We start from the raw sequence: 26,807 nt of genomic DNA on the forward strand, positions 1-26,807 counted from the left end.
TGACTTAGAATGCGCAGGTGATGACTTACTTGACGCGGCCGCGCGGAGGCGACGTGTACCGAGCACTTATCGTAGAGGACGACGCTGTCGCGGCGGTAACGCTGTGCGACTACCTTGCGCGCTTTGGCGCCGAGAAGGACGTTCGGTTTGCAAACGAAGTGCTGGTCAGCGCCGTCGAGCTGCTGGACGGGCAGCACCCTGCCGACATCATCTTTTTGGACATCGGGCTTCCGGGCATCAACGGCATGGAGGCCGCCTGGATCATCCGCAAGACCGACGAGGTGACGCCGATCGTCTTTGTCACGGACCTGGCGCAGTACGCTGTGCGCGGCTACTCCGTGGACGCGCTGGACTTCATGGTCAAGCCCGTGCGCTACGAGGACTTTGCGCTGCGGATGGGTCGGGCGCTTAGGGTGATGGCGAGAAATGATGCCGCCACGGTAAGCTTGCCCACGGCTTCTGGCCTGCGCATCGTTGCCTTACGCGACGTGATTTTCGTTGAGATTTTGAAGCACGACCTGTACTGGCACGTGGCTGGCGAGCCCGAGCCGCTGAGGATGCGCGGGTCGCTGAAGGCCGCCGAGGAGCAGCTTGGCCCCGAGCGCTTCTGTCGCATTGCTGCAGGTTATGTGGTCAACATGGGGCACGTCACGCGCGTGAGTGCGGCTTTGGTCACCATGAGCGACGGCACCGAGCTCACGATTGCGCGCTCACGCAAAGCCGAGGCGATGGCGGCCTTCTCGCGCTACGCCGGCGGGAGCATCTGATGGGCGAGCTCACCGTATGGCTGGGAACGTACTCCAATGCAACGGCGGGCCCGCTGGCACAGGGCTCCTCAACAGTGATCACGCTGTTCGCGGTGGTTGCAGGAATTATGCTCTTCTCGCATAGGCTGCCGACAAGGACGAACTATGCGGCGCGGCTGGCGGCCATTGTGTTTGCATGCTTCTGCACGCCGGCGGTCATGACGATGTTGGCCCCGCTGGCGAGCATCACCATCACACCAGCCGTGGGATACGTGGCCATGTTCGTCTGCTATTCGCTGCTGCTTTGCGTCTGCGTACTTGTGGTCCGGGCGGTGCGCGAGGCGTCCGCATGGTCGGCGATGTTTTGTGCCACGGCGGGCTACACCATCCAGAACCTGGCCTCGGGCACCATGGAGTTCGTGGCCCGCCAGCTGCGCGAAGTTGGCGTGGACCCCACGCAGCCCGGCATCTACCTGACCATGTACCTGCTGTGCATTTGCGCGGTCCTGCTTGGTGCGTGGTGGTTTCTGGCACGACACATCGACTCCGACGGCCTGGCACATATCGACAGCCATTCGCTTGCATTTATGATGCCCGTGGTTTGCGTGTGCATCATCGGCTTTGACGTCATGATCAAGGCCATGGACGGCGCGGGCGTGGGCATCGCCTTCTCGGTGTTGCTGCGGCTCTTTCACGCAATGGCCTGCGTAGGCACCCTGTGGGTGGAGTACCAGATCCTCTTCCGGTCGCAGCTGGAGCACGAGCGCCAGGTCACCGAGCGCCTGCTTGCCGAACACGACCGCCAGCTGCGCCTTTCTCGCGAAAACATCGATGCGATCAACGTCAAGTGCCACGACCTGCGGCACCAGATTCGCTCGCTGGCAGACGGCGGCGCTGTGGTGAGCGGCGACGCGCTGGCCGACCTGGCACGCGAGGTGCGCGTCTACGATTCCAGCGTCAAGACCGGAAACGAGGCGCTGGACACGATCCTCACGGAAAAGCGCCTGGTTTGCGAGGGTCGTGACATCACGCTGACCTGCATCGCGGACGGCGAAGCGCTGGCCATGATGGCGCCGGCCGACATCTACTCGCTGTTTGGCAACGCGCTGGACAACGCCATCGAGGCCGTGAGCGCACTGGCCGACCCCAAGCGACGCTCGATCACGCTGGTGGTGCGCCGCGCGATGGGATGCGCGAGCGTCCACGTGGAAAACTTCTTTGACGGCGAGGTGCGCGAGGGCCCCGACAAGCTGCCGCTGACCTCAAAGAAAGACCAGGTAAACCACGGTTTTGGAACGCGCAGCATGCAAGCCGTGGCGCAGCGCTACGGCGGCACGTTCTCTGCCGTGGCGGACGCCGGGACCTTCCGCCTGGACCTCATGCTGCCGCTCGAATAGGGCTTCGGAGACGGAACCCTGACTTTTTTCACTTTAAAATTGGAAATCCCTAGTAGCCACGCCCAAAACGACGACGTTTGCCCAGTTGAGATCAGAACACTACTCGGCAAATCCAATTTTAAAGTGAAAATAGTCAGGGTTTAGCCCGCGCAAGCCGTGCCCAGGGGCCATTCGCCCCGAAAACCCGCAAAAGGGACTGTCCCTTTTGCGGGTTTTTGACTTAACGGATGTCCAGGGCGGCGTGGTAGCCCTCGTAGACGGCGTTGGTGATGGTACTCACGCGGCCGGCGTCGCCGATGACGCGCACGAACGGGGCGCTGTTGCGCAGGCTCGCGGCCACGTCGGCGCGCGGCTTCTGGCCGAGGGCGCAGATCACGGTGTCGGCTGCGATCTGCACGCGCTGGCCGTTGGCGTCCTCGCAGGTCACGCCCTTTTCGCCGACCTCGACGCAGCGCAGGCCGCAGCGGGCGTCCACGTGCGCGGCGACCTGCTCGAGCAGCAGCGGGCGGTGACGTACGTTGGCATCGGGCGCAAGGGCGTCGCGCATCTCAACCAAGGTGACCTTCTTGCCAAGTTTGCCCAGGTAGACGGCGAGCTCACAGCCTGCAAGACCGCCGCCGAGCACGACGACGCCCTCCCCCACCTCGTCGACGCGCTGGTAATAATCGGTGGCCAGGATCACGCGCGGGTCGCTCAACCCCGGAATCGGCGGCAGCAGCGGCTCGGAGCCCACGGCCACGATGAGCGCGTCGGGCGCCTCGGCCGCCACGAGCTCCGGGTTGACCTCGACGCCGCAGCGGATCTGGACGCCGGCCTCGCGGGCGAGCAGCTCATAGGTGCCCGCGAGCTCGAACATCTCGTGCTTGAAGTCGATGGCCTGCTCGCCCTTGAGAACGCCGCCGATCTCGGCTTCCTTCTCGTAGAGCACGACGTCGTGGCCGCGTCGCGCGGCGGTATAAGCGGCATAGAGGCCGCCCGGGCCGCCGCCGGCCACCATGACGCGGCGCTTGGTCGCGGCGGGCGCGACCTCGCGGCCCTCCATCTCGCGGCCGATCAGCGGGTTCACGGTGCAGCGGCGGGTCGAGGTGGCGGCACGCTCGGCCATGCACGTAAAGCAGCGCAGGCAGCGCACGATGCTCTCGTCGCGGCCGGAGACGACCTTGCGCGGCAGCTCGGGGTCGGCCAGGAGCGCGCGGCCCATGTAGACCACGTCGGCCTTGCCGGAAGCGATGATCTCCTCCATCTGCGCCGGGTCGTTCAAGCCGCCGAGCGTGGCCACGGGCACGTTGACGTGCTTCTTTATCTCGGCCGCGAGGTACACGTTGCGGCCGTGGTCCTCGAACATGGAGGGGTGCGTCTTGCCGAAGCCGCGCTGATAGGTGCCGGCCGAGACGTGCAGCAGGTCGATCTTGGACTCGAGCTGCTGAGCGATGCGCACGCCCTCATCAATGTCGTAGCCGCCCTCGAAGAGCTCCGAGCCGCTCAGGCGGAACTCGATGGGGAACCTGGGGCCCACGGCCTCGCGCACGGCGTCGAGCACCTCAGCGGCAAAGCGGCAACGGTTCTCGAGGCTGCCGCCGTACTCGTCGGTTCGCTGGTTGAAGTACGGCGAGAGGAACTGGTTGATGAGCCAGCCATGGCCGCCGTGGATCATGAGCATGCGGAAACCCGCGCGCTTGGCCAGGCCCGCGACGTGCCCGTATGCAGCCGCTATCTCGTGCAGCTGCTCGACGGAAAGAGCGCGGACCTCGACGCCGTCGGGGCGCACGGTGTCCATGGGGCCCCACTGGTGCATCTCGTGCTGGCGGGTCTTGTCGGTCATGTAGGTGCCGGCGTACATGCCGGAGTGCGAGAGCTCGAGGCTCGCCACCGTGCCGTGGCGGTTGATGGCGTCGGCGGTGTATGTGGCCGAAGCGAGCGAGTTCAGGATGGATTCGTCGAGGTGATAAGCGTGGCTGCCGTCTGTCGCGGGGTGAACCATGCACTCCGAGACGGTCACGGCCGCCGCGCCGCCCCACGCGCGCAGCTCGTAGAAGGCCGTGGACTTGGGCCCGATGCAGCCGTCGTTGGTGATGTCCGTGCCGCCCATGGGTGCCGAGAACATGCGATTCTCAAAGGTCTGGCCGGCGATGGTGATGGGCGACGACAGGTGCGGGTACTTCGGGACGAACGCTGCGCAGGACATAAGTCTCCTCTCACTTGATGGCAAGAATAGGATAATCCGCTGGTCGTTGCTATGTCAATATTTACATGTTTGGATTTACAGGTATGGCTATGCGACAATGGTTTCGCCTACGAAAGAAACAAAGGACCGATCCTATGGGAACCCTCAGATACGCCATCCTCGGCCTGCTCGACCGCCGCGACATGACCGGATACGAGCTCACGCAGGAGTTCAACTCGTCGCTCAGCGAGTTCTGGAGCGCGCGGCACAGTCAGATCTACCCCGAGCTGCGCTCACTCGCGGACGACGGCCTCGTGACGTTCGAGGTCGAGACGGCCAGCTCCGCGCTGGAAAAGAAGCGCTACTCCATAACGACCGAGGGACACCGCGCGTTTCTTGCCTGGGAGCGCAAGCCGCAAAAGCCGAAGCCCACGCCAAAAGACGAGTTCCGGCTGCAGCTATTTTTCTCCGATTGCTTAAAGGCCGGCGAGCGAGAGACGCTCTTACAAGACCAGCTGTGCATCCACGAGGAGCGACTCGAACACCTGCGTGCAAACGAAGCGCAGCTGACCGGGGGTGAGCCGGACACGCTCGACGACGCTGCTTGGAGCGATTACCTCGTGCTGCTGGGCGCCATCGAGCGCGAGGAGGGCACCTGTCGCTGGCTTAACCGCTGCCTCGAGCTCGACTACGAGCGCGCCTCGATGCCGACGCAGGCAGCGGCAGCGGCCTCATCGACGTCATCGGTGATCAGCAACGAGCTGAGGTCCAGGCCATCGATGTAGCGCGAGTCGATCGGCGCCTGCCGCAGCCACGCAAAGAGGCCTTCCCAGTACGCCTTGCCCAAAAAGACGACCGGCACGTCGGCTGCCTTGTTCGTCTGCATCAGCGTGAGCTGCGTAAAGAGCTCGTCGAGCGTCCCGAAGCCGCCGGGCGTGACGATATGGCCGTCGGCATACCAGTTGAACATGGCTTTTCTCACGAAGAAATACCTGAACTCCAGCGAGACGTCCAGCCAGGGGTTCGCTTTCTCCTCGTGGGGCAGCTGGATGGCGAGCCCCACCGTGGTGCCGCCCACCTCGTGCGCCCCGCGGCTGGCGGCCTCCATGGCGCCGGGGCCCCCGCCCGTCATCGTGGCCACGCCGCGGCGAGCCAGCGCGACGCCGAGGCTTCTTACCAGCTCGTAATCCGCATCGCCCTCCTTGGAGCGCGCCGTACCGTACACGGCGACGCAGGGCCCAAGGTTCGCCAGCTCGCAGAACCCGTTGACGAATTCGGTCTGGATCCTGACCAAGCGCCGGGCGTAGCGAGAAAAGAGTTCCTTGGACTGCTCGGTGTCAAAAGAGCTGCGCTCGATGGTCGTGTCCGCCATGGTATTCCTTCCTGTTCGCTCGGGCGCTCGTTTAACCGATAGGTCGGCGCGCCCACGCCGCCCTCGAGTTGCGCGGTGCAGCCAGTGCTTAGAATAGAGCAGGTCACCGACTCGAGGAGCCCACATGGACATCGATTACCTGTTACTTCTTCAAAACCTGCGCGACGCAAGCGGCGCTTTCTTGCCGGAACTCATGGGCATCATAAGCAAGATCGCCGTCAGCGAGCTGCCGCTCATGCTCATCTGCTTCGTCTATTGGGCGCTCGACCGCCAAGGCGGCAAGAGGATTCTCGGCGGATTCTCGCTCGGCCTCTTTATGAACGGCCTGCTCAAGCTCACGTTCTGCGTCTATCGCCCGTGGATCCGCGACGCGCGCGTGCTGCCCTACGGCGACGCGAAGGTGGCCGCGACCGGGTATTCCTTCCCCAGCGGCCACTCTACCTGGGCGACGGGTTGCTTCGGCGGCACCGGCGAGTGGCTGCGCAGGCAAGGGCGGCGAGCGCTCTGCATCGTGTGCTGGGTCTGCGTGGCACTCGTGATGTTCTCGCGCAACTTCCTCGGCGTCCACACCCCGCAAGACGTGATCGTTGGCTTCGGCACCACCGCGCTCTCCATCTTCGCGATCTATAAGCTGGAAGCCTGGACCGACGAAGATCCCAAGCGCGACCTCTACGTGATGATTGGCGGCTTGGCGCTCTGCGTCGCCGCGGGAGCCTTCTACTACCTGAAGCCCTATCCGCTCGACTACAACGCCGACGGCACCCTGCTCGTTGACCCCCTGAAGATGGCGAACGACTCGTTCGAGGGCCTCGGCATGCTCGGCGGCTATGTGACCTGCCGCTTTATCGAGCGCCGCGGATTCGCCTTCGACCGTGAGCTCACCATGCGCGACCGCGCCGTCGTGGCCGTCGTGGCGCTTATCCCCTTCTACGGGATGCTGCAGCTGTTCGCGGCGCCTCTCGCGGCCGTCGTCGGCGCCGCGGCAAAGAACGTGATCCGTTTCTTCGCCGTCGCGCTCTACGCGATGGTCATGGTGCCCGCGGCGATGTCGCTCGTGGCCAAGCTCCAGAAGCGATAAAGCAGTCCCAATCCCTGCATCAAAACTGCAACGGGACAAAGGGACTGTCCCTTTGTCCTCTCCTCGCGGCTACTTCGTGTCGTCGACGATGTCGCGGATCTTGCGGGCGGGGACGCCGGCCACGACGCAGTTGTCCGGAACGTCATGGGTCACGACGGCGCCTGCACCCACCACGACGTTGTTGCCGATGCTCACGCCCGGCAAAACGGTCACGTTGCCGCCGATCCACACGTCGTTTCCGATGCTCACGGGCTTGGCGATGGCCGCGTTCTGGCGGCGCGCCATCGGCGAGAGCGGGTGGCCCACGGTAGTGATCATGGTGTTCGGCCCGATCATCACGTTGTCGCCGATGGTCACCTCGCGGATGTCCAGGATGGTAAGGTTGAAGTTGCCGGTAAAGTTGTCGCCGATGGTGATGTTCTTGCCGTTGTCGCAGTTAAAGGTGTCGGCGATCCAGACGCGCTCGCCGATTTTGCCGAGCATGGCCTCGAGCTGCACGCGGCGGGCGGCAGAGTCGCGGCTGTCGATGGCGGCGTAGGCGGCGCACTGATTGATAGCGTTTTGCTTGAGCGCGGCGACCTCGGGGTCGTCGAAGTGGTACTCAAGTCCAGCGCGGAGCTTCTCGAGCTCGGTCATGCGAGGTCCTTCCTAAGGGTTTCTTATCAATAAACCACAGGTCAAACATGGAGAAAAAAGCGCGAGGCCGAATGAGCCCCGCGCCTTTGCGCTGCGGTTGCGCGCGAGCCTTACTTGCCGGCCTTCTCGCGGTTGAAGTTGATCAGGCAGCCGGCCTTGACGATGGCTCGCTCCTCGGGGGTCATGTCGGCCACAAAGAGTTTGACCTTCTCGACCTCGCCACCGGCGCGCACCACGTAGGCCGCGATGTCGGAGAGGTCAGCGTCCATGGCCGAGCGGATGCCGGGCACATAGATGTAGTCGCCGACTTCGAAGTTGGGCTCGCCCGTCATCTGGAAGGGCACCATGCCCCAGTTCATGACGTTTGAGCGGTAGCGCTTGGTGGCGTACTCGGAGACGATGTTGGCCAGGCCGCCGATGACGCGCTGGCAGCTGGCGGCCTGCTCGCGGGCGCTTCCGTCGCCGGGCTTGACGGCGTAGACCATGGAGCCGTACTCGGCGGCGGCGGGGTCTGCGGCAACGCCGGCGCGTCCGAGCGCCGAGAAGACCTCGGAAAGCGCAGGGTCAGCCTCAATAAGGCTCTGACCTGCGACGCGTTGCTTCTCCACTGCGTCGACGGCCTTGGAGCGGCCGACGTAGTCCGGGTCGCGGCGGGAAAGCGTGAACTCGGCCAGGCCCAGCGGGTTGGAGCGGAAAGAGCTCGTCTCGCCGGAGGGGATCAGCTCGTCGGTGGTGGTCACCGGGTCCATGATCTTGGAGCAGACCTTGAGCAGGATGTTCTCGCCCAGAGGCTCCATGGCAGGCCACGGCTTGATGTTGGGGCCCTCCACCAGCGCAAGCGTGGTGTCGGCCTTGTCGTAGCCCCAGTAGACGCGCTTGTCGTAGGGGGCGGAGTCAAAGTGGTACTCGCACTTCTCGTCCCAGGTCTCATCGGGAAGCTCGGTTGCCGCGGTGAGGACGCCGCCTGCGGCCGCCGTGGCCGCGATGGAGCGCGCATCCATGAGCGCGACGGCGCTGAGCTGGCCGTTTCCGGGCTTGGAGCCCTCGCGGTTGGGGAAGTTGCGCGTGGTGTGGCGGATGGACAGGCCGTTGTTGGCGGGGGTGTCGCCGGCGCCGAAACACGGGCCGCAGAAGGCCGTGCGCACGATGGCACCCGCCTCCATGAGGTCGTACATGTAGCCCTTCTTGGCAAGCTCGAGGGCCACGGGCTGGCTCGTGGGGTAGACGGCCAGGCTGAACTCGCCGCAGCCGGTGTTCTTGCCCTTGAGGGCGCGGGCGGCCTGCACCACGTTGCCGTAGTTGCCGCCGGAGCAGCCGGCGATAACGCCCTGCTGCACGTGCAGCTTGCCATCGTGGACCTTGTCCAGAAGCGAGAAGCTGACCTTCTCGCCGCCGATGCGGGCGGCCTCGACCTCAACGTCGTGCAGGATGTCGGTCAGGTTATCGTTGAGCTCTTCGATGGTAAAGGCGTTGGACGGGTGGAACGGCAGCGCGATCATGGGCTTGATCGCCGAGAGGTCGACGCGAACGCAGCCGTCGTAGTAGGCAACGTCTGCCGGCGCAAGCTTCTGGTAGTCCTCGCCGCGGCCGTGCTCGGCGAGAAACGCGTGGGTATCCTCGTCGGTTGCCCAGATGGAGGTGAGGCAGGTGGTCTCGGTGGTCATGACGTCGATGCCGTTGCGGTAGTCGGTGGTCATACTCGCGATGCCGGGGCCCACGAACTCCATGACCTTGTTCTTCACGTAGCCGCACTTGAAGACCTCGCCGATGATGGACAGGGCCACGTCGTGGGGGCCGACGCCGGGACGCGGCGCGCCCTCGAGGTAGATAGCGACGACACCCGGGTAGGCAACGTCGTAGGTGTCGCGCAGCAGCTGCTTGGCGAGCTCGCCGCCGCCCTCGCCCACGGCCATGGTGCCCAGGGCGCCGTAGCGGGTGTGGGAGTCGGAGCCCAAGATCATCTTGCCGCAGCCGGCAAAGTTCTCGCGCATGAAGGAGTGGATGACGGCGATGTGCGGGGGCACGAAGATGCCGCCGTACTTCTTTGCGGCGGAAAGACCGAAGACGTGGTCGTCCTCGTTGATGGTGCCGCCGACGGCGCAGAGGCTGTTATGGCAGTTGGTGAGCACGTAGGGCAGCGGGAACTTCTCCATGCCGGAGGCGCGGGCAGTCTGGATGATGCCGACGAAGGTGATGTCGTGGCTGGCCATGGCGTCAAAGCGGACCTTGAGCATGCCCGGGTCGCCGGAGGTGTTGTGCGCCTGAAGGATGGAATAGGCGATGGTGCCCTTCTTGGCGTCTTCGGGCGCGACGTCGATGCCCGCCGCCGCGGCCTGGCTCGCCGGGATGACCTCGGCGCCGCCGCGCAGGTAGATGCCCTCGTCGTACAGCTTGACCATGCAAGACCCCGCTCTCCCCCGGGCCCTCCCCGGGACGTAGGGACGCGCGTCGCGCGTCGATGCAAGTGGTTCTATTATCCACACGGAGTTTGCGGGCGGGTTACCGAATGCGGCGGCGCCCAAAACGTCGGCACGGGCCAAGGCTTTACGGAACTTGCGGCAGCATCGGCCACGAAAACGCGCCAGTAAGCAAAATGCGGCCCATGACCACCCGCATAACGGCGCTTTCGGGCCCGCCCGCTGCAAAAAATCAGGGATGGCGGCAGTTTTTTGAGGACCGGCCGAGTATTCCCCACTTAGTGCCCAACAAAACCGCAGGTAGACGAGCTGTTCTAAATCCGGATACTCGGGCAGTGCTCGGAAAACTGCCGCCATCCCTGATTTTTTGCACACGGAGCCGCCCGGGGGCCGCGGATGAGGCTCCGAACCACAGGCCTGCGACGCTATGCAGGTAACCGTGGGCCAGATAACGTAATTGCCGAAGACGGCCCCAGATCCGCGGCCGATGTGCTGGTATCCTGCCGTGTGGAGATCTTGACGACAGGAGGCAACCATGGCGGGAGCGCAAACGGGAACGCAGGAAACAAGGCGGGTTTGGGAAGACACGCGCACGATACCCGGGGCGCTCACCAAGGCGGACATCTACGCGCTGCTGGACGCGCGCGGCGTCGAGTACGAGGCCGTGGAGCACCCGCCCGTGTTTACCGTCGAGGAGGCGCAGGCCACGGCCAAGCTGCCGTTTGCCGAGCACGAGGCCAAGAACCTCTTCCTGCGCGACCCCAAGCACCGCAATTATTACCTGGTCACGGTGCCCGAGAACAAGACCGTGGACCTCAAGGCGCTGCAGGAGCGCCTGGGCAGCAAGCGCCTGAGCTTCGCGTCGGCGGGCGACCTCGCCGAGAAGGTCGGCATCTACCCGGGGTCCGTCTCGCCGTTCTGCGCGCTGAACGACGAGGCGCGGGCCGTGCAGGTCGCGCTCGACGCCGACTTCGAGCGCTGGGGCTGGATCGGCTGCCACCCCTGCAGCAACACCGCGAGCGTGCACCTGAGAACGGCCGACCTCGAGACCATCCTGCGCGACCACGGCAGCCCGTTCACCTACATCGAGCTCTAGTCTCCTCCAACGTCTCTCCCAACAGAAAATGCGCCTGATTCATTCGCGGGCCGAAATTCGCAGTTATAGCACCCATTGAAGCGCTATAACTGCGATTTTCGGCCCGCGAACCGTCTCACCGCAAGAACCCCCTCGCCGCGCAGAAGTCGCGGGGCCTCAGCCTGCCCGAGGCCAAGCGCGAGCTCGACCGCCTGACAGACGCCGGGCGAGCCGACGACGACCTGCTGCAAGACTACGCCGACCGCCTCGCCGAGAAGATCGAGGAGCTCCAGAGCAAGCTGCTGGGCGCCCGCGCGCTTCTTGCCTCCGCCGCGGATGACGTCGGCTCGGCTTTGGCCGCCTTGATCTCCGAGCGTGTGTCGCTAGACCTCATCCCCGCTTTTTTGGCGGACGACCCCGCCACAGCCGCGGAACTCAACAAACCGCAGCTCGAAGACATCGCGCGCGAACTCGAGGACCCCGGCCTCGCCTTGGCCATCGACCTTTGGGCCGGCCCCGGCGCCACCGACCAGATCCGAACCCGCATAGAAACGGCGCTCGCGAGCGCCTGACGCATAAAGAAAGAAGGCCCCATGCGCACCAAACGACTGTCTATCCTGCCTGCCCTCGCGCTGCTGTGCGCGCTCATGCTGCCCGCGGCCGCCCGCGCGGAGGACCAGGTCTACTACCTCGGGACCACCGTCAACGCAGGTGAGGGCTACGCCAAGAGCGACGACGTCTCGGCCAAAGACCCGCACTACGGTTGGAGCATCGGACGCTTCTATCTCACCGGCTTCACCAACGTACAGCGCGAGGGCGACGCGGTCACCTTCCTCAAGACCGCCGGCGACGACGTCACGCTGAAGTTCCGCCTCGACCAGGACATCGACTGCCTCGACGGCAAATCGACGCTCACCATATCCGACGACTCGGACGGCTACGACGAGCGCCTCCAGACCGAGAAGACCGAATCCGGCTTCGGTCGCGGCACGTTGCTCATTCGCCAGACCAATTACCAAAACGACGAGTCCGAGGTGCAGACCTACGTCAACTACCTCGCCGGCATCGAGGCGGGCGCCGAGACGGCCGTGGCCACGCTCGCCGAGGGCGACTACGAGGTGGCGCTCGACTACGAAGTCAAGAACGACGCGCGCACCACACCCTCCATAGGCCCCATCCCGTCCTTCTCCATCCTGCCCGAGTACAACAGCTACACCATCCGCTTCAAGTTCTCCGTGCGCAACGGCAACGCGATGGTTTTCCTGTTGGATTCCGCCACGGGCTCGGAGCTGACCGACAGCGCCGTCACCGAGAACGGCTTTATGGTCGACTTCGCCAAATCGCATTACCTGGACATCTACGTCAAGCGCTCGGTGCTCTCGTCTAACGGAACCGACCTCGTGGACGTGCGCTCCAACGAGCCCGCGAGCGACGGCACGTCTTACACAGAGTCCGGCATCTACACCATCACGGCCACGAACCCCGCCACCAACCAAACAACCGAAAAGGTCATCTACGTAGGCAACGAGCCGCTGCTCAAGTGCTATGCCATCACCGGCTACAGCTTGTCGGAGATTAAGACGATGATGGATCAGGGCGCGACCATCGCCGAGGACGGCTCGATCCAGTGGCCGGAGTCGCCGGCCGTCGCCGAGGCAGGCGACGCCGCGGCCGAGGAGGACCCCTCGGAGGCGAAGGCCGAGAAGGCGGTCACGCTGCCCATTGTGCCGATTGTGGCCGTGGTTATCGTCGCCGCAGGCGCGGTCGCGTTCGCGAAGAAGGGCGGCAAGGCTGCCGAACTCAAAGCAAAGGAGGTGTCCGATGAGAAGCCCAAGGACAACTAAGACGATCGCCTGCGTCCTCAGCGCGGCGCTCGCGCTGCAGGGCTGCGGCACCCCCGCGGCAACGACGCAGGAACAACCCGCGGGGGCAGCGGCGGGCCAGCAGTCGGCAAGCGACGGCGCCCAAACCGAGGCCACCAAAGCGCTCGCGGAGGTCGACGCCTCCTCCACCGTCGACTCGAGCCTCGCCGAGAAGCTGCAGGACGCCGTCTTCGACTACATCACCGCAGACCTCGACGCCGACGGCAACCCGCAGAACCTCGAGGTCCAGGAGGTCAAGGCCGTCTACCTGTCCAAGGAGTACCTCGAGCAGTACGCCTTCAACACCAAGGAGACCAAGTTCTTCGGCAGCACCTTAGGCGAGCTCGAGGCCCGCTTCGGCGGCGAGAAGTACGTCTTCGACCTCGACGAGAACGGCAAGACCATCGTGCACGCGGTCAGCGACTACGACGACACGTTCGAGCGCGTCACCGAGGTCGCGCTCATGGGCGCGGGCGTGGTTCTCGTCGCCGTGACGATAACCGTCGCCACCGGCGGCGCGGCGCCCACAACGGCGCTCGTTGCCTGCTCGTCGAAAGCAGCCGGGCCGCTAATCGCCAACGCGCCGAAGATCGCCCTTATAGCCGCCAGCGCCGCCGTTTCGCTCAACTCAGAGGGCGACGTGTCCGACGCCGCGGGCAACGTGGCCTTCGACATCGCCGAGGACTTCGTGATGGAGGGCATCGGCGGCTTCGTCACGGCATAGGCCGAACGCCGCGGCAACGCCGCGCCGGCACTTCACGGCATAACATCAGATATTTAATCGAAGGAGTCCCCTATGGACCTCAAGAAATTGTCGAACCAGAAGCTCAGTTTCTTTCTCACCAAGCCGAAGATACTCGTATATGGCCTCATCATCGGCCTTCTCGTCGGCATCTTCGGCATCTCGGCGCTGTTTCGCGCCGGGGAGGCGCGCTACCGGCAGGCGAACACCTTGAGCCCGTCGATCGTGTTCTCGCGCATCGTGTCCGAAAACGAGATGGTCAGCGCTTCGCAGCAGTACAACATCGTGGACAAGTCCACCGACGACAACACGCTGTTCGACATCATCCACATCCCCTTTACCGAGAACAGCTTCTGGTACCGCTACTGCGGCACAATCAAGGTGGGCGTAAACCTAAAGAAGGCCACCTACGAGACGTCGGCCGACGGCAAGACCATCACCGTGACGCTCGACGCGCCCTACATCATCTCCAACACGCCGGACATGGATAAATCCGGCGTGCTGGAGGAGAACAACAACCTGCTGAACCCGATTCACGTCGAGGACGTCGACGCTTTCCAGCGCAAGTGCATCGAGCAAAGCGAGACCGAGATCGCCGCCGGCGGCATCTTCGACGAAGCCAAGCAGAACACCGAGGACAACATCCGTGGCATGTTCAACTCGGCCCTCGGCGACGCCTACACCGTCGAGTTCAGCTGGCGCGACGCCGCGTCTGAGTAGGAGACGAGCATGAACATCCCGCCTAAGGCGCTTATCGCCATCGCCGTCGCAGCGGCCGTCCTCATCGCGTTCTTCGTGCTGAACAGCGCGGTCCTGTCCTGGGGCTAGCGCAGCCCCCTACTCCACGACCTCGGCGAGAAAGACGTTCAAGGTATCGACCTCGGGGCAGCAGAACTTGGCGGTTCCGGGCTCGTTGCCGGGGACCGTTCCGCCGTAGCGCAGGATGTCGATGTAGGGGAAGCCCACATGGCAGGCCATGGGACAGAGCGTGCCGCGGTCGCGGTCGAAGTCGAAGACGTCGCCCGGCTTGTGGCCGTGATGGCACAGGCACTCGCCCAGCTGGTCCACGCAGGTGATGCGGATCTGGGGCCTCTTGCCGCGCGGGGCGCCGGCGTGCTTGCCGCTCTCGCTACTCACCGTCGACCACATCCAGACACGCCTCGATGGGAAGGCCCGCCGACTTATCCTCCTGAGCGGCGTTTCTCACGATAAGCTCGCGGACCACGCGGGCGGCGTCCGCCGTTGCCCGTTGCAGCGACCAGCCCGCCATCACGCGACCGAGCAAGACCGCCGAGAACGTGTCGCCTGTGCCGGGGAAATACACGTCGACCATCTCGAACGCGATGGTGAAATACTCCCCCGCCACGTGGTCGTAGCCCACGATGGCGTGCGCGCCGTCAACCACGCAACTCGTCACCACGACAGACTTGGCGCCGAGGCGACGAACGGCCACCACCAGCTCGCGGGCCTCGTCGGCGCTCATGGCGGCCTTCATCGGGGTGCCGGTGAGCAAGCAGGCCTCGGTGTAGTTGGGCACCGTGTAGTCCGCGCAGGCAAGAAGCTCGCGCATGAGGCCGATGGTCGTCTCGGGCACGCCGGCGTAGAGGGCGCCGTTGTCGCCCATGATCGGGTCGACGAACACCTTGGTCCCGCGCTCGGCGCGCGCGTGGCAGAAGTCGGAGATGATACGCGTCTCTTCCTCGCTGGCGATGAAACCGGTGGAGATGGCGTCGAACTCGAAGCCGAGCTCCTCCCAGATGGCGAGGCTTTGGCGCACGTACTCAGTCGTGTCGTGGATGTAGAACTTTGGGTAATTCAGCGTGTCGGACACAAGGGCCGTCGGCAAGTTGTGGATGCGGTAACCCATGTGCGAGAGCACGGGGATCATGGCCGAGAGCGCGACCTTGCCGTAGCCGCACATGTCGTTGATAAGCAGGAGCTGGGTGTTCTTCATCGGTTTCCCCTCGGGTATCCGGGGCCGCCGCGGCTCCGGGCAAGTGCCCAGTCTAGCGCAAGGGGGCGCACGTCCCCTAAAAGCAAGGGTTTTGCGTCGTCGGTTTTACAGCCGCGACGCAAAACCCTCAAATCCCGGATGAAATCCTCCTCGATTCGGGGGTTATGCGTGATGGCTCCAAAACGGACAACGCAAAACCCTCAAAACCAGGAGAGCGCGTCTCCGAGCGGCGAGGCGCCGAGCTTGGCGGTCATTCTTTGCGGCATAGGCCCCCGCGTTGGCCAGCAAGGGGCAGTCGCACACCGGAGCGGACCCCAAGCAACCCCGGCAAGAAGAAAGGGCCCGCGCCCGCGAGCCCTTTCGCTGATTCATGAATGCGTGTCGGCGTCACCGCGTCAAACTCTCGGCTACTCCTGCTCAGCCTCGGGGACCTCGTCGGTCTTGGGTTCCTTCTTGGAGCGGTCGAACTCCTCGCGGGTGAGGACGTCCTCGATGCGCAGGTTCACGCCCGCGACCTCGAGGCCCGTCATGCCGGTGACCTGCTTGACGACGGCGCGCTTGACGTCCTCGAAGACCTGCGGCGCGTAGGCGCCGTACTCGATGAGCACGGAGATGTTCACGCGCACGGCGCTCTCGGGGGTGACCTCGACGCTCACGCCCTTGGTGGAGTCGGAGGCGCCGAAAGCGTCCTGCACGCGGTTGAACCAGCTGCCCTTCATGCCGACGACGCCGGGCACCTCGCGCATGGCGAGAGCGACGATCTTTTCGATGACGCCGTTGGAGAAGGTGAGGGAATCCTCGGAGTCCTCGTCCTCGTCGTCGGATGAGAGGTCGATGTCGGTGCCGGCGTCGTCGGTCTCGGCCAGGTCAACGACCTCGGGCTCGACGGCCTCATCGGCGGCCTCGACAACCTTCTGGACCTCGTTCATGTCGATGCTCATTGTTTCCTCGCTCTCTCGGGCGCACTGCCCTCGTTGCCGTTTAGTTGTTGGACGAGAAGAAGTGCCTCAGCAAATTGATGATCTTCGGGTCGCCGTCGACCGCCTGCCCGACAGCGATGCCTATCAGGACGAGCGCTGCAACGCCGAGCGCCTTGCCGATGCCGACCCAGAAGATGAGGATCGCGAGGAGCGCGCCGATGACGCCACCCCAAAAAGCATGCTCGTGGCCGGGAAACGTGCGCGATACCCAGTCGCCCACGCGGGCCGCGTTCTCCTTGAAGGCCTGGGTCGCGGATCCGTCGAAGCCGCCCTCGGCCTTCTTGTCGCCGTCCTCATCGTCGATGACGCTGGCCTCGGCGTCGATAACGTCGTCGGGCGCTCCGGACTCAACCCGCGCACGCGGGGTTTTCCTATCGTCTGCCATGACTTATTCCTCCTTGGAGGCGCCCATGGGCACCGTGATCTCGCTCGTGAACTCGTCCTCGGTGCCGGCCGCGGCGACCGAGGTTTCCTCTACGTCCGCCGCCTCGGCCGAGCGCTCGGCGTAAGCCTGCGGCTGAACGAACTCCAGGCTCACGTTCTCGACCGTGTTGCCGCAGACAGCGGCCAGGCCTTGGAGCAGCTCCTCGTGGAGCTGCGCGCCCTTGACCACCACGTCGAGCGCCTCGTGCGGAAGCACGCGAACGTGCACGCGGACGCGGCCGCGGGGCTTAGCGTCGACGTGGACCCTAGACGCAGTACAGGTGCCGTCGGCCTCGACGACGTGCTCGGCCTGGCTCGCGATGGCCTCGCGCGTGACGGTGATGGAGCCGCCGTCCACCGTGGCGACCTCGACCGTGCGCACCTTGCGGGCAAAGAGCCCCTGGCAGAGCACGATGAGGAGCCCGAGCACCGTGATGGCCGCGCAGACCTGCCACGCGTACCAATAAGCGTCGACGACCATGAGGGACGAGGCGACGTCGCGCCAGGGGCCCAGCCACGTGAGCGCGAGCGCGCCGAGGCAAAAGATGCCCGCGAGCGCGAAAACGACCTTGCACAACCTCTTGAAACCGCTCATGGAAGCCCCTTAAGGACGGGTGATTGTCGAACGTTGATTACTCCTACGAGGATACCCCTTGGACCGGACAGTATTACTCGGGGCCCTGGCCGCCGCCGGCGGGTGCGGGGGGTGCGGGGCTGCCGTCGCCCACGGAAACACCCTCGTCCTCACCCGCGCCCTTCTTGCCGCGCAGCGCAAAGGCCGCGTTCGTAAAGAGGATGCCCAGGATGGCCGAGGTGAACGACCCCATGAGAATGGCGCACTTGGCCGCCATGACCTCGGCGGCCGCGTCGAAGGCAAGCCCGCTGATGAGGATCGACATGGTAAAGCCGAGGCCGCCCATGATGCCGATGGCGCCCACCTGCACCCAGTCCATCTGCTCGGGCAGCTTGGCAAAACCAATCTTTACCAGCACGAACGTGACGAGGAAGATGCCGAGCGGCTTGCCGAGGACGGCGCCGAGGTAGACGCCTATGGTCACTGGGTCGCTCACGATGGTCAAAAAGTCCGTGCCCACGAGGTGCACCTGCGCGTTAACGAAGGCGAAGATGGGCAGGATGAGGAAGTTCACCGGCACGCTGATGTAGTGCTCCATGCGCTCGAGCGGCGGCGTGACGTGGTGGATAACGCTCTCGACGCGAAGCGCGCCCTCGGTAAAGCTGTGCTGGCCGAGGATATGGGCGTCCTCGTCGTAGCGGTCCTCAAGCAGCTGCGCCTTCTGCCCGAGCCAAGCGCCGAACTCGTCGAGGCGAACGTCGGAGCGCGAGGGCAGCGCGAAGGCGAGGATCACGCCCGCGAGCGTGGCATGGATGCCCGAGTTGTACATGCAGACCCACAAAACGATGCCCACGAGCAGGTAGGGCTTCAGCGAGTAGACCTTGGCGCGGTTGAGCCCCCAGAGCACGAGGACGACAATGGCCGCGGCGGCGCACCAGGCGATGTTCGGCGACTGGCCGTAGGCCACGGCGATGACCACGATGGCCAGGATGTCGTCGGCGATGGCGAGCGTCTGGAAGAAGACCTTGGTCGCGGGGCTTATCTTGTCGCCGAGAAGCGAGGCGATGCCCAGAGCGAAGGCGATGTCGGTGGCGATGGGCACGGCCCAGCCGTTGGCAAGACCGCCCATGTTGAAGGCGAGGTAGATGAGGGCAGGCGCGCAAACGCCGCCGACCGCAGCCAGCATGGGCAGGGCCGCCTGGCGCGGGCGCCGAAGCTGGCCCACGGTCATCTCGTACTTGAGCTCAATACCCACGAGCAAGAAGAAAACGGCCATGAGGAAGTCGTTGACGAAGGCCTCCACGGTGAGCGAGGCCGCGAAGGCGCCGAAACCAATGGAGAGCGGCTGCACGAGGAAGTGCTCGACGGCCTCGTAGGCGGGGCTGTTGGCCACGACGAGGGCGAGAAGCGCCGCAACCACCATGACGGCGGCGGCCACGGTGCCGCTGCCCGTGACCTCCTCGAGGGCGCCCCTGCGCCGGATCCTCTTGATGACTACCGGCTCCTCGTAGATGACGCCGGGGTTCACGTTCTTGGGCATAGTTGCCTTTCTGATGCGAGGCCGCGCACAGGCGGCCGGGGTTTCTTGCGTATGTACCAAGCGCTCGTTAGTCGGCAAGCGCGAGAGTCTGTTCCACATAGACCTTGGCCGCCAAAGACGTGACGGCAGCCTCGAGAACGCGCGCGAGCCCGGGGGCCACCTCATTGCCGTCCTTGTCGACGGGCCGGATATGCGGTTCCATGACCGGGGCCACGAAGTCCGCCCCGACGACGAACTGCTCGGCGATCGCGCGCTCCAGGGCCGAGACGACCTCGTCATAGAGCGCGCCCGCGTCCACGTGCGTCTCATCAATCATACCCATGATCTTCGAGAGCTGGGCGATGGAGTAGACGCGCTTGAAGGCGCAGATAAAGAGCAGCGCCGCCACGTGGCCGGCGGTGTAGCGCTTGCGCAGGGGTGCGGGCAAGAGCTTCTGCTTGACGTAGTTGTTGACCATGGGGCCGGTTAGGATCTGCTCGCCCGGCAGGCACATGAAGACCAGTTCGTCGGACACGAGGGTGAGCACCTGGTCGAGGTAGAGCTCGATGCGCGGCAGCTCGTCGATGCGGTAGATGTGGGCGCGGGCCATGCGCTCCACCAGCGCCTCCCTTGCGAACGCGTCCGCGGCGTCGGCCGTGACGATGCCCGATGCCACAGCAAGGGCTCGGCTGCCGTCCTCGTATTTCTTTGCCTGCTTGGTTCCCATAGCGATCCCCTCGGACGAAGCCGGCTGTTGTAATGGTTTCTCCACAAACGCAGTATCTAGTATTCAAAACTACATCAGGCATTATTATGGACTAAATCACAGTTTGACCACGACGGCCGCCTGCGCGGCTTTGGGGAGAAGCGCCATGAACGACCAACGCATCGCAGTTCTTACCGACACGGGCTCCGACTGCCCGCCCGAGTTCGTCGCCGCCCACGATGTGCGCATCGTTCCGCTGCGCATCAACTACTCAGACGGCTCCACTTACGAGAGCGGCGTGGACATCTCCACCGACGAGGTCGTCGCGCGCTTCGAGCAAGAGGTGCCCAAGACGTCGCTACCCTCCCCCGAGCGAATCCAGGACGAGCTGCTGCGCGCCAAGGCCGACGGCTATACCTCGGCCGTGTTCGTGAGCATCTCGTCGGGGCTCTCGGCCACGTGCGAGACCGTGCGCATGGTGGCGCGCACGCTGGACGACTTCCCCGTGCTCGTCGTCGACACGCTGAACATCGGCGTCGCCGCGGGCCTTATCGTCATGGAGGCAGTGCGACAGGTCGAAGCGGGCGTGCCACTCGGCAGCCTCGAGCGGACGCTCAGCATCGCCGCCAAGAACACCAACGTCTTCTTTACCGTGCGCGACCTCGAGTTCCTTCGCCGCGGCGGGCGCATCTCCGAAACGATCTACAAGCTCGGCAGCGTGCTGAACATCAAGCCGGTGCTCACCTGCGACGAGGAGGGCCACTACGCCATTGCCAAGAAGGCCCGCGGCTGGGAGCGCGCGCTCGACACCGAGTGCAAGCTCATCGAGGGTCTGGCGGCCAAGTATCCCAAGGTCAGGCTCGCGGTGAGTTGCACCTCGGCCTGCGCAGACCTCTACGACCAGATGGAGGCCGCGCTGCGCGAGCGCGTGGACGTGCCCGTGGTCGAGGTCGTGCGCTCCGAGATCAGCCCGGCGCTTCTCGTCCACACCGGCCCCACCCTCGTCGGCGTCGCCGTGCAGGGACTCTAGGCTGCGACACAAGGCAGGGGCGGCCCTTCGTCTTATTCAAGTAAGACGAAGGGCCGCCCCTGTTTTATTCGCCGGCGACCATCTTGGCGACGATGGCGGCGCAGTTGCGGGCGGCCTTCGCCTCGAAGGTGTTGTAGTCGACGACCTGGTCTGCGCTGCCGGGCTTATCGCTGATGGCGCGAACCACGACGAACGGCAGGCCATTGAGGTAGGCGGCCTGGGCGATGGCGCAGCCCTCCATCTCGCAGCAACGCCCCCCGAACACAGAGACAATGCGCTCGCGCTGCCCATCGGTTGAGATGAACTGGTCGCCGGAGGCCACGCGGCCCTCGAACACGCAGATGTCGGGCGCGACCTTGGCCGCGGCGGCCACGACCTGCGAGCGCATGCCCTCGTCTGCTGTGAACGCCAAGGTATCGATGCCCGGGACCTGGCCCGGCGCGTAGCCGAGCGGCTCCACGCTGAAGTCGTGCATGACGCATTCGGTGGAGACCACGAGATCGCCCACGTCGATGGTCGGGTCGAGCGAGCCCGCCACGCCGGTGTTGATCACGCGGTCGACGCCGAAACGGTCGGCGAGGATCTGCACGCAGATACCCGCATTGACCTTGCCGATGCCGCACTGGACCACGACGGCGTCGGCGGCGCCGAGCTTGCCCGCGCAGAAGTCCATGTTGGCGATATGCACGACCTCGTAGTCGCCCATTTGCTCCTTGAGCAGGGCGACCTCGGCCTCCATGGCGCCGACGATTCCGGTCTTCATGTTAATCTCCTCTCCCCCGCGGCGGCGGGCCTTGAATTATGCAGGGTAGTTCATATGCGCGTCGTCGATGCCCTCGAGCGTGCCGGCGAGGTAACGGGCCGCCCACCAGCGTGCCTGGTTGAGGTCAGCGTCGTGCCAGTTGCCGCACTCGGCGGGCTTAGCGCCGGGAATCTCGCCCTCGAAGTCGCGGGCGAACTCGAAGCAGCGGCGCACGAGATCGACCACGTCGGCGGACTCGTACTCACCAAAGAGCACGAGGTAGAAGCCGGTGCGGCAACCCATCGGGCCGAAGTAGACCACGCGACTTGCCCACTCGGGGTCGTTGCGCAGGAAGGTGGCGCCCAGGTGCTCGAGGGCGTGGACGGCGCTCGTGTCCATGACCGGCTCGCGGTTGGGGGCGGTGAGGCGCAGGTCGAAGGTGGTGATAACGGCGCCCGTGGCGGGGTCGCGGTCGACGCGGCTCACGTAGACGCCCGGCTCGAGCTTGAGGTGGTTCACGGTGAAGCTAGCGATCAGGTCCATGGTTCTTCTTCCTATCCGGTGTGCCTGCGGTTTGGGGGCCTGCGGTTTGGGGACAGTCCCCTTTTTGCACACGCGTTGATGCTACGACCTCGTCGCCGAACCATTGGGCAAAATGCTCGAAACGGCGGTTCGTGTGCAAAAAGGGGACTGTCCCCAAACCGCAGGCCCCCAAATCGCAGGCGTATAGCCAAGTACGCATTATGCACATGGTCGTGGGCCTGTATCAAGAATTCAATGCATTGGCGAGCCAGGCGCGGCCGTGCAGCTCGTGCACCACGCGGTTCTGAACGCCGGCGAACCCGACGCCGTCGGCAACGTGCAGCACGATCTGCCCCTCAGTGCCGTAGGCCGTCATTCCCGTAAAGTTCACTCCGATCTGGAAGCGCGGGTCGAGGTCGTCGGCCACCGAAGCCTCCACCGTGGCGCGGATATCCGCAACCACGGCATCGAGGTCGGCCGTGGGCGCAACGGCGAAGACGACCTTGCACACGCCGGCGTTCGAATCGGCGAGGTGCGTGAGCGTGGTCTTGTTGAGGACCGAGTTGGGGATGACGTCCACGTCACCGCCTCGCGTACGCAGGCTGGTGGAGCGCCAGGTCACATCGGTCACCGTGCCCGTGGTCGAGCCGATGGTCACATGGTCGCCCGGACGGATAACGCGCGCAAGCATGAGGCCTAGTCCGCTGACGATGTTGGAGATCGTGTCCTGCAGGCCGAGCGAGATGGCTACCGAGACCACGCCGAGCGCAGTGATGACCCACGTGGGATCGATGCCGAAGACCGGTTTGAGGACGGAGAGCACCGCAAGAGACCAGATGCCAATGCGCAGCAGGTTGATAACGATGGAGGCGTTGGGGACCTCGGCCGCCTCGAAGATTTTGTTCACGAGGCGCGTGACGACGCGCTGTGCGGCCAGGGCCACAAACACCGCGACGGCGATGATGACGGCTTTGATTACCAACGCATCGATCTGAGAGACGAGCCAATCCTGCATACGCTTCTCCTTTCTGACCGCAGAGCGGTGGACGTCGAACGGTCGCCGTTACCGGCCGCCCTGGGGCAGGCACCGGGCGGCAAACGGCTCGCTAGCCGACCTTTACGAGCGGGGCGAAGCCCTTGAGGAGCTTCTTGGTCTTGCCCGTGCGCGAGAACTTGACCTCGATGGTGTCGCCCGAGACGCCGAGCACGACGCCGGGGCCGAACGTCTTGTGGGAAACGCGGTCGCCCGCAGCGAAGCTCGTAGACCTCTCGACCGGGCGCGAAACGGCCGCGGCCGTCTCGGACGCGGGGCGCCCGGAGCCGCCGACGCGCTGGCGCGAGCCGAAGGTCGAACCGGCGCCAACGCCGGAGCCATAACCCGCGCCCGCACCGAAATCGCGGCTCGAGCCGGCGCCGAAACCACCGCCGCGCTGCGCGTTTCCGCCGGTAGAGCGCGTGCGCGAGCCGAAAACGTTGCCGCCGTACACATCCGATCCGCGGCCGCTGCCGAAGGTGCCGTGGCGGTCGCCGCGCTTCTCCCAGCCCACGCCGGTAAAGTCGGAGCTGCCGACGCCGGTGAGGTCGCAATCCGCATCCGGCAGCTCGTCGATGAAGCGCGAGCGGGGGTTTGCCTGCGTGGAGCCGAACGTGCGGCGGGTGCTCGCGTAGGTCAGATAAAGCTTCTTGCGGGCGCGCGTGATAGCCACGTAGGCGAGGCGGCGCTCCTCCTCGAGCTTTCCGGGGTCGGTGTCACCGAAGGTGGTGTGCGGGAAGATCGTCTCCTCCATGCCGGCCACGAAGACGACCGGGAACTCGAGGCCCTTGGCGGCGTGCACCGTCATCATCGTGACGGCGTGGCTCTGCCCGGCCAGGGTATCGAGGTCGCTGCGCAGCGCGAGCCACTCGAGGAAGGCCGGGAGCTTCTCGGCCGCCACGGGCGGGATCGTCGGGTCAACGGCGGCAGGCGTCGCTGCAGGCGCCGCCGCAGGGGCCGCCTCGCCGTCCTCGAGCGCGCCCGCCGCGCGCAGCTGCTCCAGGCTCTCGAGGGTCTCGGCCACGTCGTCGTGCGTCTCGTCGAACTCGGCGGCGACGCCCATGAACTCTCGGATGTTCTCGATGCGGCCGTCGGCCTCAACGGAATGCTCGGCCTCGAGGGCGCGGATCAGGCCCGCCTTGTCGACGATGGCCTCGACCACGCGCGCGAGCTCGCCCGAGACCCGGCGGCCCGACTCGATGATGTCGCAGAAGTCGCCGAGCGCCTGGCGCACCTTCGGTGAGAAGAGCCCCGCCTCGCAGATGCCCTGCTGGCAGGCGGCGTAGAAGCTGATGCCCTCATCGGCCGCGAGCTGCGAGATCTTCGCGATGGAGGTGGAGCCGATGCCGCGGCGCGGGGTGTTGATCACGCGCTGGACCGACACGTCGTCGTTAGGGTTGCAGACGGCCTTGAGGTAGGCCGTGACGTCGCGGACCTCGGCGCGGTCGAAGAATCGCGTGCCGCCGACGATCTTGTACGGGACGCCGGCGCGCAGCAGCATATCTTCCAGGATGCGCGACTGCGAGTTCATGCGGTAGAAGACCGCCATGTCGTCGTAGCTCGTGCCCGCGTCGTGGAGCTTCTCGATCTCGCCGCCGATCCAGCGGCCCTCGTCGCGCTCGTCGGAGGCCTGGAACAGCTTGATGAGCTCGCCGTCGCCCGAGTCGGTAAAGAGGCGCTTGGCCTTGCGACGCGAGTTGTGGGCCACCACGGCGTTCGCGGCGTTCAGGATGTGGCCGGTCGAGCGGTAGTTCTGCTCGAGGCGCACGGTCTTGGCGTCGGGGTAGTCCTTCTCGAAGTCGAGTATGTTCTGGATGTCGGCGCCACGCCAGGAATAAATGGACTGGTCGTCGTCGCCCACGACCATGAGGTTGCGGTAGCGCGCGGCGAGCAGGTTCGTGATGGCGTACTGGACGTGGTTCGTGTCCTGGTACTCGTCAACGCTGATGTGCTGGAAGCGCTCCTGGTACTTGGCGAGCACGTCCGGGTGCTTGGAGAGAAGCTCCAGGGCCTTGAGCAGCAGGTCGTCGAAGTCCATGGCGTTGGCCTTGGCCAGGCGAGCGTCGAGCGCGCGCATGACGCGGCCCGCGGCGCGATCGGCCGGGTTCTGGGCACTCGCCAGCTCATCGGCCGAGGTCATGGCGTTCTTTGCGGCGCTTATCCTCGAGCGCAGGGCGCGCACGGGGAACTGCTTCTGGTCGATGCGCAGGTCGCTCATGATGGACTTGACCATGCGGTTCGAGTCGTCGTCGTCGTAGATGGTGAAATTGCTCGTGTAGCCGATGGCCTCGGCGTCCTCGCGCAGCATCCGCACGCACATGGCGTGGAAGGTGCACACCCACATGCCGCGGGTACCGTCGGGAAGAAGCGCGCCCAGGCGCTCGCGCATCTCGGCCGCGGCCTTGTTGGTAAAGGTGATGGCCAGGACCTGCCAAGGGCGCACGCCCTCGTCGGCGATCATATGGGCGATGCGCATGGTGAGCACGCGCGTCTTGCCGGAACCGGCGCCCGCGAGCACGAGCAGCGGGCCGCGCGTGGTCTCGACGGCCTCGCGCTGGGCGGGGTTCAAGCCCTCGAGGTCGAGCGACGGGCGATTGGGCGCGGGGCCCCACATGGGCGTCGGGTTTGCCATGGACGCGCTGGGCGCCACGGCGACGGCGCCCGCGCCCGCCTCGGGCGGCAGGTAGGAGTCGTAGGCAGGCTCATAGGTCGGCTCGGCGGGCGGCGCGTAGGCCCCGGCGGAGCCGTAGGCGGAGTCGAACAGGGAGGTCTGGTCGTCGGTCATCTGGCGTGGTTTCCTCTCGATGGGTTTTGCGACATATGAGTTTATACGCACCGCCGGACAACAATCGCGCCGCGCGCGGCTCTTGACCAAAAAGCCGGGCGCGGGGCACGCCGCGCGCCCGCCGCACTACCCGGACCCGCTCGCCGAGCGACGCGTTTCCGCGGTTCTCGCCCTGTAGACTAAGAGCATCGTTGTGCATCAAACCCAATGGAGAGGAGAACAACATGCTGCTCGAGGGCAAGAAAGCCATCATCACCGGAGGCACCCGCGGCATCGGCTACGCCATCGCCTGCCGCTTCATCGAGGAGGGCGCGAAGGTCACCGTCTTCGGCTCCCGCCAGGAAACGGCCGACGCCGCGCTCGCCAAGCTGAAGGAGGCCTACCCCGAGGCCGACGTCTGGGGCCGCACCTGCGACCTCACCTCGCTCGACGCCGTGGTGGAGGCCTTCACCGCCGCCGCCGAGGACATGGGTGGCCTTGACACCGTGGTCAACAACGCCGGCATCTCGCAGAGCGCGCCGCTTCTCTCCTACACCGACAAGGAGTTCGCGAAGGCCATGGACCTCAACGTGACCGCCGTCTTCAACGGCCACTACGCGGGCGCCAAGATCATGGAGGAGGCCGGCCACGGCGGCACCATCACCACCACGAGCTCGATGGTCGCCAAGTACGGCCAGCCGGCGGGCGTCGGCTACCCCACCTCCAAGTTCGCCGTCAACGGCATGGTGCAGTCGCTCTCGCGCGAGCTCGCGCCCAAGAGTATCCGCGTGAACGCCGTGGCCCCCGGCATCACCAAGACCGACATGGTGGCCGCGCTTCCCGACGAGATGATCCAGCCGCTCATCGCCACCATCCCGCTCGGCCGCATCGGCGAGCCCGAGGACGTGGCCAACGCCTTCGTCTTCCTGGCGAGCGAGATGTCCTCCTACGTGACGGGCGCCGTGATCCCCGTGGACGGCGCCGCGAGGTCGTAGCCGCCGCCAACGCAACCACCAACATTGGGGACAGTCCCTTTTGCAGGTCCGACCTGCATTGGGGACTGTCCCTTTT

Annotated in this window: 26 protein-coding genes; 11 read left to right on the plus strand and 15 right to left on the minus strand. The window is 65.3% G+C overall.

Annotated elements, in window-relative coordinates:
• Nucleotides 1–53 precede the first annotated feature (53 nt).
• On the plus strand, nucleotides 54–767 hold the full coding sequence (locus tag U5709_RS10135) for a LytTR family DNA-binding domain-containing protein (protein WP_321973329.1): 714 nt from the start codon (nucleotides 54–56) through the stop codon (nucleotides 765–767).
• Nucleotides 767–2,143 carry an ATP-binding protein gene (locus U5709_RS10140; RefSeq protein WP_321972269.1) on the plus strand — a complete coding sequence of 459 codons (1,377 nt, stop codon included), beginning with the start codon at nucleotides 767–769 and terminating at the stop codon, nucleotides 2,141–2,143. Before U5709_RS10135 ends, U5709_RS10140 begins: the two co-directional genes overlap by 1 nt.
• A gap of 220 nt (nucleotides 2,144–2,363) precedes the next feature.
• Here the strand turns inward: U5709_RS10140 and U5709_RS10145 are convergent, their stop codons facing one another.
• Nucleotides 2,364–4,328, minus strand: a complete 1,965-nt coding sequence (locus tag U5709_RS10145; protein ID WP_321972268.1) for an FAD-dependent oxidoreductase — start codon at nucleotides 4,326–4,328, stop codon at nucleotides 2,364–2,366.
• Nucleotides 4,329–4,462: 134 nt separating this feature from the next.
• Between U5709_RS10145 and U5709_RS10150 the strand changes: the two genes are divergently transcribed.
• Complete coding sequence (locus U5709_RS10150; RefSeq protein ID WP_321972267.1) at nucleotides 4,463–5,092, plus strand: PadR family transcriptional regulator; 630 nt, start codon at nucleotides 4,463–4,465, stop codon at nucleotides 5,090–5,092.
• Here U5709_RS10150 and U5709_RS10155 read toward each other — a convergent pair.
• Nucleotides 4,996–5,679 carry a TIGR00730 family Rossman fold protein gene (locus U5709_RS10155; RefSeq protein ID WP_321972266.1) on the minus strand — a complete coding sequence of 228 codons (684 nt, stop codon included), beginning with the start codon at nucleotides 5,677–5,679 and terminating at the stop codon, nucleotides 4,996–4,998. The genes U5709_RS10150 and U5709_RS10155 overlap by 97 nt on opposite strands.
• 124 nt (nucleotides 5,680–5,803) lie before the next feature.
• On the opposite strand from U5709_RS10155, the gene U5709_RS10160 reads away from it, so the two are divergent.
• Complete coding sequence (locus U5709_RS10160) at nucleotides 5,804–6,757, plus strand: phosphatase PAP2 family protein (RefSeq protein WP_321972265.1); 954 nt, start codon at nucleotides 5,804–5,806, stop codon at nucleotides 6,755–6,757.
• A 69-nt stretch (nucleotides 6,758–6,826) separates the two neighbouring features.
• Here the strand turns inward: U5709_RS10160 and U5709_RS10165 are convergent, their stop codons facing one another.
• A complete protein-coding gene (locus U5709_RS10165) occupies nucleotides 6,827–7,393 on the minus strand; it encodes a sugar O-acetyltransferase (RefSeq protein ID WP_321972264.1) in 567 nt (188 codons plus the stop codon).
• Nucleotides 7,394–7,503: 110 nt separating this feature from the next.
• Nucleotides 7,504–9,792: a hydratase gene (locus U5709_RS10170; RefSeq protein WP_321973330.1), complete on the minus strand. Its 2,289-nt coding sequence runs from the start codon at nucleotides 9,790–9,792 to the stop codon at nucleotides 7,504–7,506.
• A gap of 553 nt (nucleotides 9,793–10,345) precedes the next feature.
• Between U5709_RS10170 and U5709_RS10175 the strand changes: the two genes are divergently transcribed.
• The 5 genes from U5709_RS10175 (at nucleotide 10,346) to U5709_RS10195 (ending at nucleotide 14,209) form a co-directional block, all read left to right on the plus strand.
• Nucleotides 10,346–10,906, plus strand: a complete 561-nt coding sequence (locus tag U5709_RS10175; protein WP_321972262.1) for a prolyl-tRNA synthetase associated domain-containing protein — start codon at nucleotides 10,346–10,348, stop codon at nucleotides 10,904–10,906.
• A 332-nt stretch (nucleotides 10,907–11,238) separates the two neighbouring features.
• Nucleotides 11,239–11,457: a hypothetical protein gene (locus U5709_RS10180; RefSeq protein ID WP_321973331.1), complete on the plus strand. Its 219-nt coding sequence runs from the start codon at nucleotides 11,239–11,241 to the stop codon at nucleotides 11,455–11,457.
• Nucleotides 11,458–11,478: 21 nt separating this feature from the next.
• Nucleotides 11,479–12,729, plus strand: a complete 1,251-nt coding sequence (locus U5709_RS10185) for a hypothetical protein (protein ID WP_321973332.1) — start codon at nucleotides 11,479–11,481, stop codon at nucleotides 12,727–12,729.
• Nucleotides 12,707–13,471 (plus strand): hypothetical protein, encoded by a 765-nt coding sequence (locus U5709_RS10190; RefSeq protein ID WP_321973333.1) that lies wholly within the window; start codon nucleotides 12,707–12,709, stop codon nucleotides 13,469–13,471. Before U5709_RS10185 ends, U5709_RS10190 begins: the two co-directional genes overlap by 23 nt.
• A gap of 72 nt (nucleotides 13,472–13,543) precedes the next feature.
• Nucleotides 13,544–14,209 carry a DUF4230 domain-containing protein gene (locus U5709_RS10195; protein ID WP_321972258.1) on the plus strand — a complete coding sequence of 222 codons (666 nt, stop codon included), beginning with the start codon at nucleotides 13,544–13,546 and terminating at the stop codon, nucleotides 14,207–14,209.
• A 117-nt stretch (nucleotides 14,210–14,326) separates the two neighbouring features.
• Here U5709_RS10195 and U5709_RS10200 read toward each other — a convergent pair whose 3' ends face one another.
• From U5709_RS10200 to U5709_RS10230, 7 genes are all read right to left on the minus strand, one after another.
• Nucleotides 14,327–14,626 (minus strand): TIGR04076 family protein, encoded by a 300-nt coding sequence (locus U5709_RS10200; RefSeq protein ID WP_321973334.1) that lies wholly within the window; start codon nucleotides 14,624–14,626, stop codon nucleotides 14,327–14,329.
• Nucleotides 14,619–15,443, minus strand: a complete 825-nt coding sequence (locus tag U5709_RS10205) for a PfkB family carbohydrate kinase (protein ID WP_321972256.1) — start codon at nucleotides 15,441–15,443, stop codon at nucleotides 14,619–14,621. The genes U5709_RS10200 and U5709_RS10205 overlap by 8 nt, the downstream gene beginning before the upstream one ends.
• A gap of 407 nt (nucleotides 15,444–15,850) precedes the next feature.
• The gene (locus U5709_RS10210; RefSeq protein ID WP_321972255.1) at nucleotides 15,851–16,384 is read right to left on the minus strand and encodes an Asp23/Gls24 family envelope stress response protein; all 534 of its coding nucleotides are present in this window, start codon (nucleotides 16,382–16,384) and stop codon (nucleotides 15,851–15,853) included.
• Nucleotides 16,385–16,424: 40 nt separating this feature from the next.
• Complete coding sequence (locus tag U5709_RS10215) at nucleotides 16,425–16,808, minus strand: DUF2273 domain-containing protein (RefSeq protein ID WP_321972254.1); 384 nt, start codon at nucleotides 16,806–16,808, stop codon at nucleotides 16,425–16,427.
• Between the two features lie 3 nt (nucleotides 16,809–16,811).
• Nucleotides 16,812–17,441 (minus strand): alkaline shock response membrane anchor protein AmaP, encoded by a 630-nt coding sequence (gene amaP / locus U5709_RS10220; protein ID WP_321972253.1) that lies wholly within the window; start codon nucleotides 17,439–17,441, stop codon nucleotides 16,812–16,814.
• 73 nt (nucleotides 17,442–17,514) lie between these two features.
• The gene (nhaA, locus tag U5709_RS10225) at nucleotides 17,515–18,960 is read right to left on the minus strand and encodes a Na+/H+ antiporter NhaA (protein WP_321972252.1); all 1,446 of its coding nucleotides are present in this window, start codon (nucleotides 18,958–18,960) and stop codon (nucleotides 17,515–17,517) included.
• Between the two features lie 67 nt (nucleotides 18,961–19,027).
• A complete protein-coding gene (locus U5709_RS10230; RefSeq protein WP_321972251.1) occupies nucleotides 19,028–19,666 on the minus strand; it encodes a DUF1836 domain-containing protein in 639 nt (212 codons plus the stop codon).
• 145 nt (nucleotides 19,667–19,811) lie between these two features.
• On the opposite strand from U5709_RS10230, the gene U5709_RS10235 reads away from it, so the two are divergent.
• Nucleotides 19,812–20,675, plus strand: coding sequence for a DegV family protein (locus tag U5709_RS10235; RefSeq protein WP_321972250.1), 864 nt, complete (start codon nucleotides 19,812–19,814; stop codon nucleotides 20,673–20,675).
• 64 nt (nucleotides 20,676–20,739) lie between these two features.
• Here the strand turns inward: U5709_RS10235 and U5709_RS10240 are convergent, their stop codons facing one another.
• From U5709_RS10240 to U5709_RS10255, 4 genes are all read right to left on the minus strand, one after another.
• Complete coding sequence (locus tag U5709_RS10240) at nucleotides 20,740–21,438, minus strand: 5'-methylthioadenosine/adenosylhomocysteine nucleosidase (protein ID WP_321973335.1); 699 nt, start codon at nucleotides 21,436–21,438, stop codon at nucleotides 20,740–20,742.
• A 36-nt stretch (nucleotides 21,439–21,474) separates the two neighbouring features.
• A complete protein-coding gene (locus tag U5709_RS10245; RefSeq protein ID WP_321972248.1) occupies nucleotides 21,475–21,960 on the minus strand; it encodes an S-ribosylhomocysteine lyase in 486 nt (161 codons plus the stop codon).
• A 223-nt stretch (nucleotides 21,961–22,183) separates the two neighbouring features.
• The gene (locus tag U5709_RS10250; RefSeq protein ID WP_321972247.1) at nucleotides 22,184–22,954 is read right to left on the minus strand and encodes a mechanosensitive ion channel family protein; all 771 of its coding nucleotides are present in this window, start codon (nucleotides 22,952–22,954) and stop codon (nucleotides 22,184–22,186) included.
• Between the two features lie 91 nt (nucleotides 22,955–23,045).
• Complete coding sequence (locus U5709_RS10255; RefSeq protein ID WP_415913459.1) at nucleotides 23,046–25,586, minus strand: ATP-dependent helicase; 2,541 nt, start codon at nucleotides 25,584–25,586, stop codon at nucleotides 23,046–23,048.
• A gap of 395 nt (nucleotides 25,587–25,981) precedes the next feature.
• Between U5709_RS10255 and U5709_RS10260 the strand changes: the two genes are divergently transcribed.
• On the plus strand, nucleotides 25,982–26,731 hold the full coding sequence (locus tag U5709_RS10260; RefSeq protein ID WP_321972246.1) for an SDR family NAD(P)-dependent oxidoreductase: 750 nt from the start codon (nucleotides 25,982–25,984) through the stop codon (nucleotides 26,729–26,731).
• The last annotated feature ends 76 nt before the right edge of the window (nucleotides 26,732–26,807 follow it).

It is taken from the genome of Paratractidigestivibacter sp. (genome assembly GCF_963660155.1).
GTDB lineage: Bacteria > Actinomycetota > Coriobacteriia > Coriobacteriales > Atopobiaceae > Paratractidigestivibacter.

Coding starts and splice junctions, on each gene's coding strand:
- U5709_RS10195 (WP_321972258.1), top strand. CDS start 13,544: ATGGACCTCAAGAAATTGTCGAACCAGAAGCTCAGTTTCTTTCTCACC.
- U5709_RS10210 (WP_321972255.1), bottom strand. CDS start 16,384: ATGAGCATCGACATGAACGAGGTCCAGAAGGTTGTCGAGGCCGCCGAT.
- U5709_RS10140 (WP_321972269.1), top strand. CDS start 767: ATGGGCGAGCTCACCGTATGGCTGGGAACGTACTCCAATGCAACGGCG.
- U5709_RS10155 (WP_321972266.1), bottom strand. CDS start 5,679: ATGGCGGACACGACCATCGAGCGCAGCTCTTTTGACACCGAGCAGTCC.
- U5709_RS10190 (WP_321973333.1), top strand. CDS start 12,707: ATGAGAAGCCCAAGGACAACTAAGACGATCGCCTGCGTCCTCAGCGCG.
- U5709_RS10175 (WP_321972262.1), top strand. CDS start 10,346: ATGGCGGGAGCGCAAACGGGAACGCAGGAAACAAGGCGGGTTTGGGAA.
- nhaA (WP_321972252.1), bottom strand. CDS start 18,960: ATGCCCAAGAACGTGAACCCCGGCGTCATCTACGAGGAGCCGGTAGTC.
- U5709_RS10245 (WP_321972248.1), bottom strand. CDS start 21,960: ATGGACCTGATCGCTAGCTTCACCGTGAACCACCTCAAGCTCGAGCCG.
- U5709_RS10165 (WP_321972264.1), bottom strand. CDS start 7,393: ATGACCGAGCTCGAGAAGCTCCGCGCTGGACTTGAGTACCACTTCGAC.
- U5709_RS10185 (WP_321973332.1), top strand. CDS start 11,479: ATGCGCACCAAACGACTGTCTATCCTGCCTGCCCTCGCGCTGCTGTGC.
- U5709_RS10235 (WP_321972250.1), top strand. CDS start 19,812: ATGAACGACCAACGCATCGCAGTTCTTACCGACACGGGCTCCGACTGC.
- U5709_RS10230 (WP_321972251.1), bottom strand. CDS start 19,666: ATGGGAACCAAGCAGGCAAAGAAATACGAGGACGGCAGCCGAGCCCTT.
- U5709_RS10150 (WP_321972267.1), top strand. CDS start 4,463: ATGGGAACCCTCAGATACGCCATCCTCGGCCTGCTCGACCGCCGCGAC.
- U5709_RS10170 (WP_321973330.1), bottom strand. CDS start 9,792: ATGGTCAAGCTGTACGACGAGGGCATCTACCTGCGCGGCGGCGCCGAG.
- U5709_RS10260 (WP_321972246.1), top strand. CDS start 25,982: ATGCTGCTCGAGGGCAAGAAAGCCATCATCACCGGAGGCACCCGCGGC.
- U5709_RS10215 (WP_321972254.1), bottom strand. CDS start 16,808: ATGGCAGACGATAGGAAAACCCCGCGTGCGCGGGTTGAGTCCGGAGCG.
- amaP (WP_321972253.1), bottom strand. CDS start 17,441: ATGAGCGGTTTCAAGAGGTTGTGCAAGGTCGTTTTCGCGCTCGCGGGC.
- U5709_RS10145 (WP_321972268.1), bottom strand. CDS start 4,328: ATGTCCTGCGCAGCGTTCGTCCCGAAGTACCCGCACCTGTCGTCGCCC.
- U5709_RS10205 (WP_321972256.1), bottom strand. CDS start 15,443: ATGAAGAACACCCAGCTCCTGCTTATCAACGACATGTGCGGCTACGGC.
- U5709_RS10250 (WP_321972247.1), bottom strand. CDS start 22,954: ATGCAGGATTGGCTCGTCTCTCAGATCGATGCGTTGGTAATCAAAGCC.
- U5709_RS10255 (WP_415913459.1), bottom strand. CDS start 25,586: ATGTGGGGCCCCGCGCCCAATCGCCCGTCGCTCGACCTCGAGGGCTTG.
- U5709_RS10160 (WP_321972265.1), top strand. CDS start 5,804: ATGGACATCGATTACCTGTTACTTCTTCAAAACCTGCGCGACGCAAGC.
- U5709_RS10240 (WP_321973335.1), bottom strand. CDS start 21,438: ATGAAGACCGGAATCGTCGGCGCCATGGAGGCCGAGGTCGCCCTGCTC.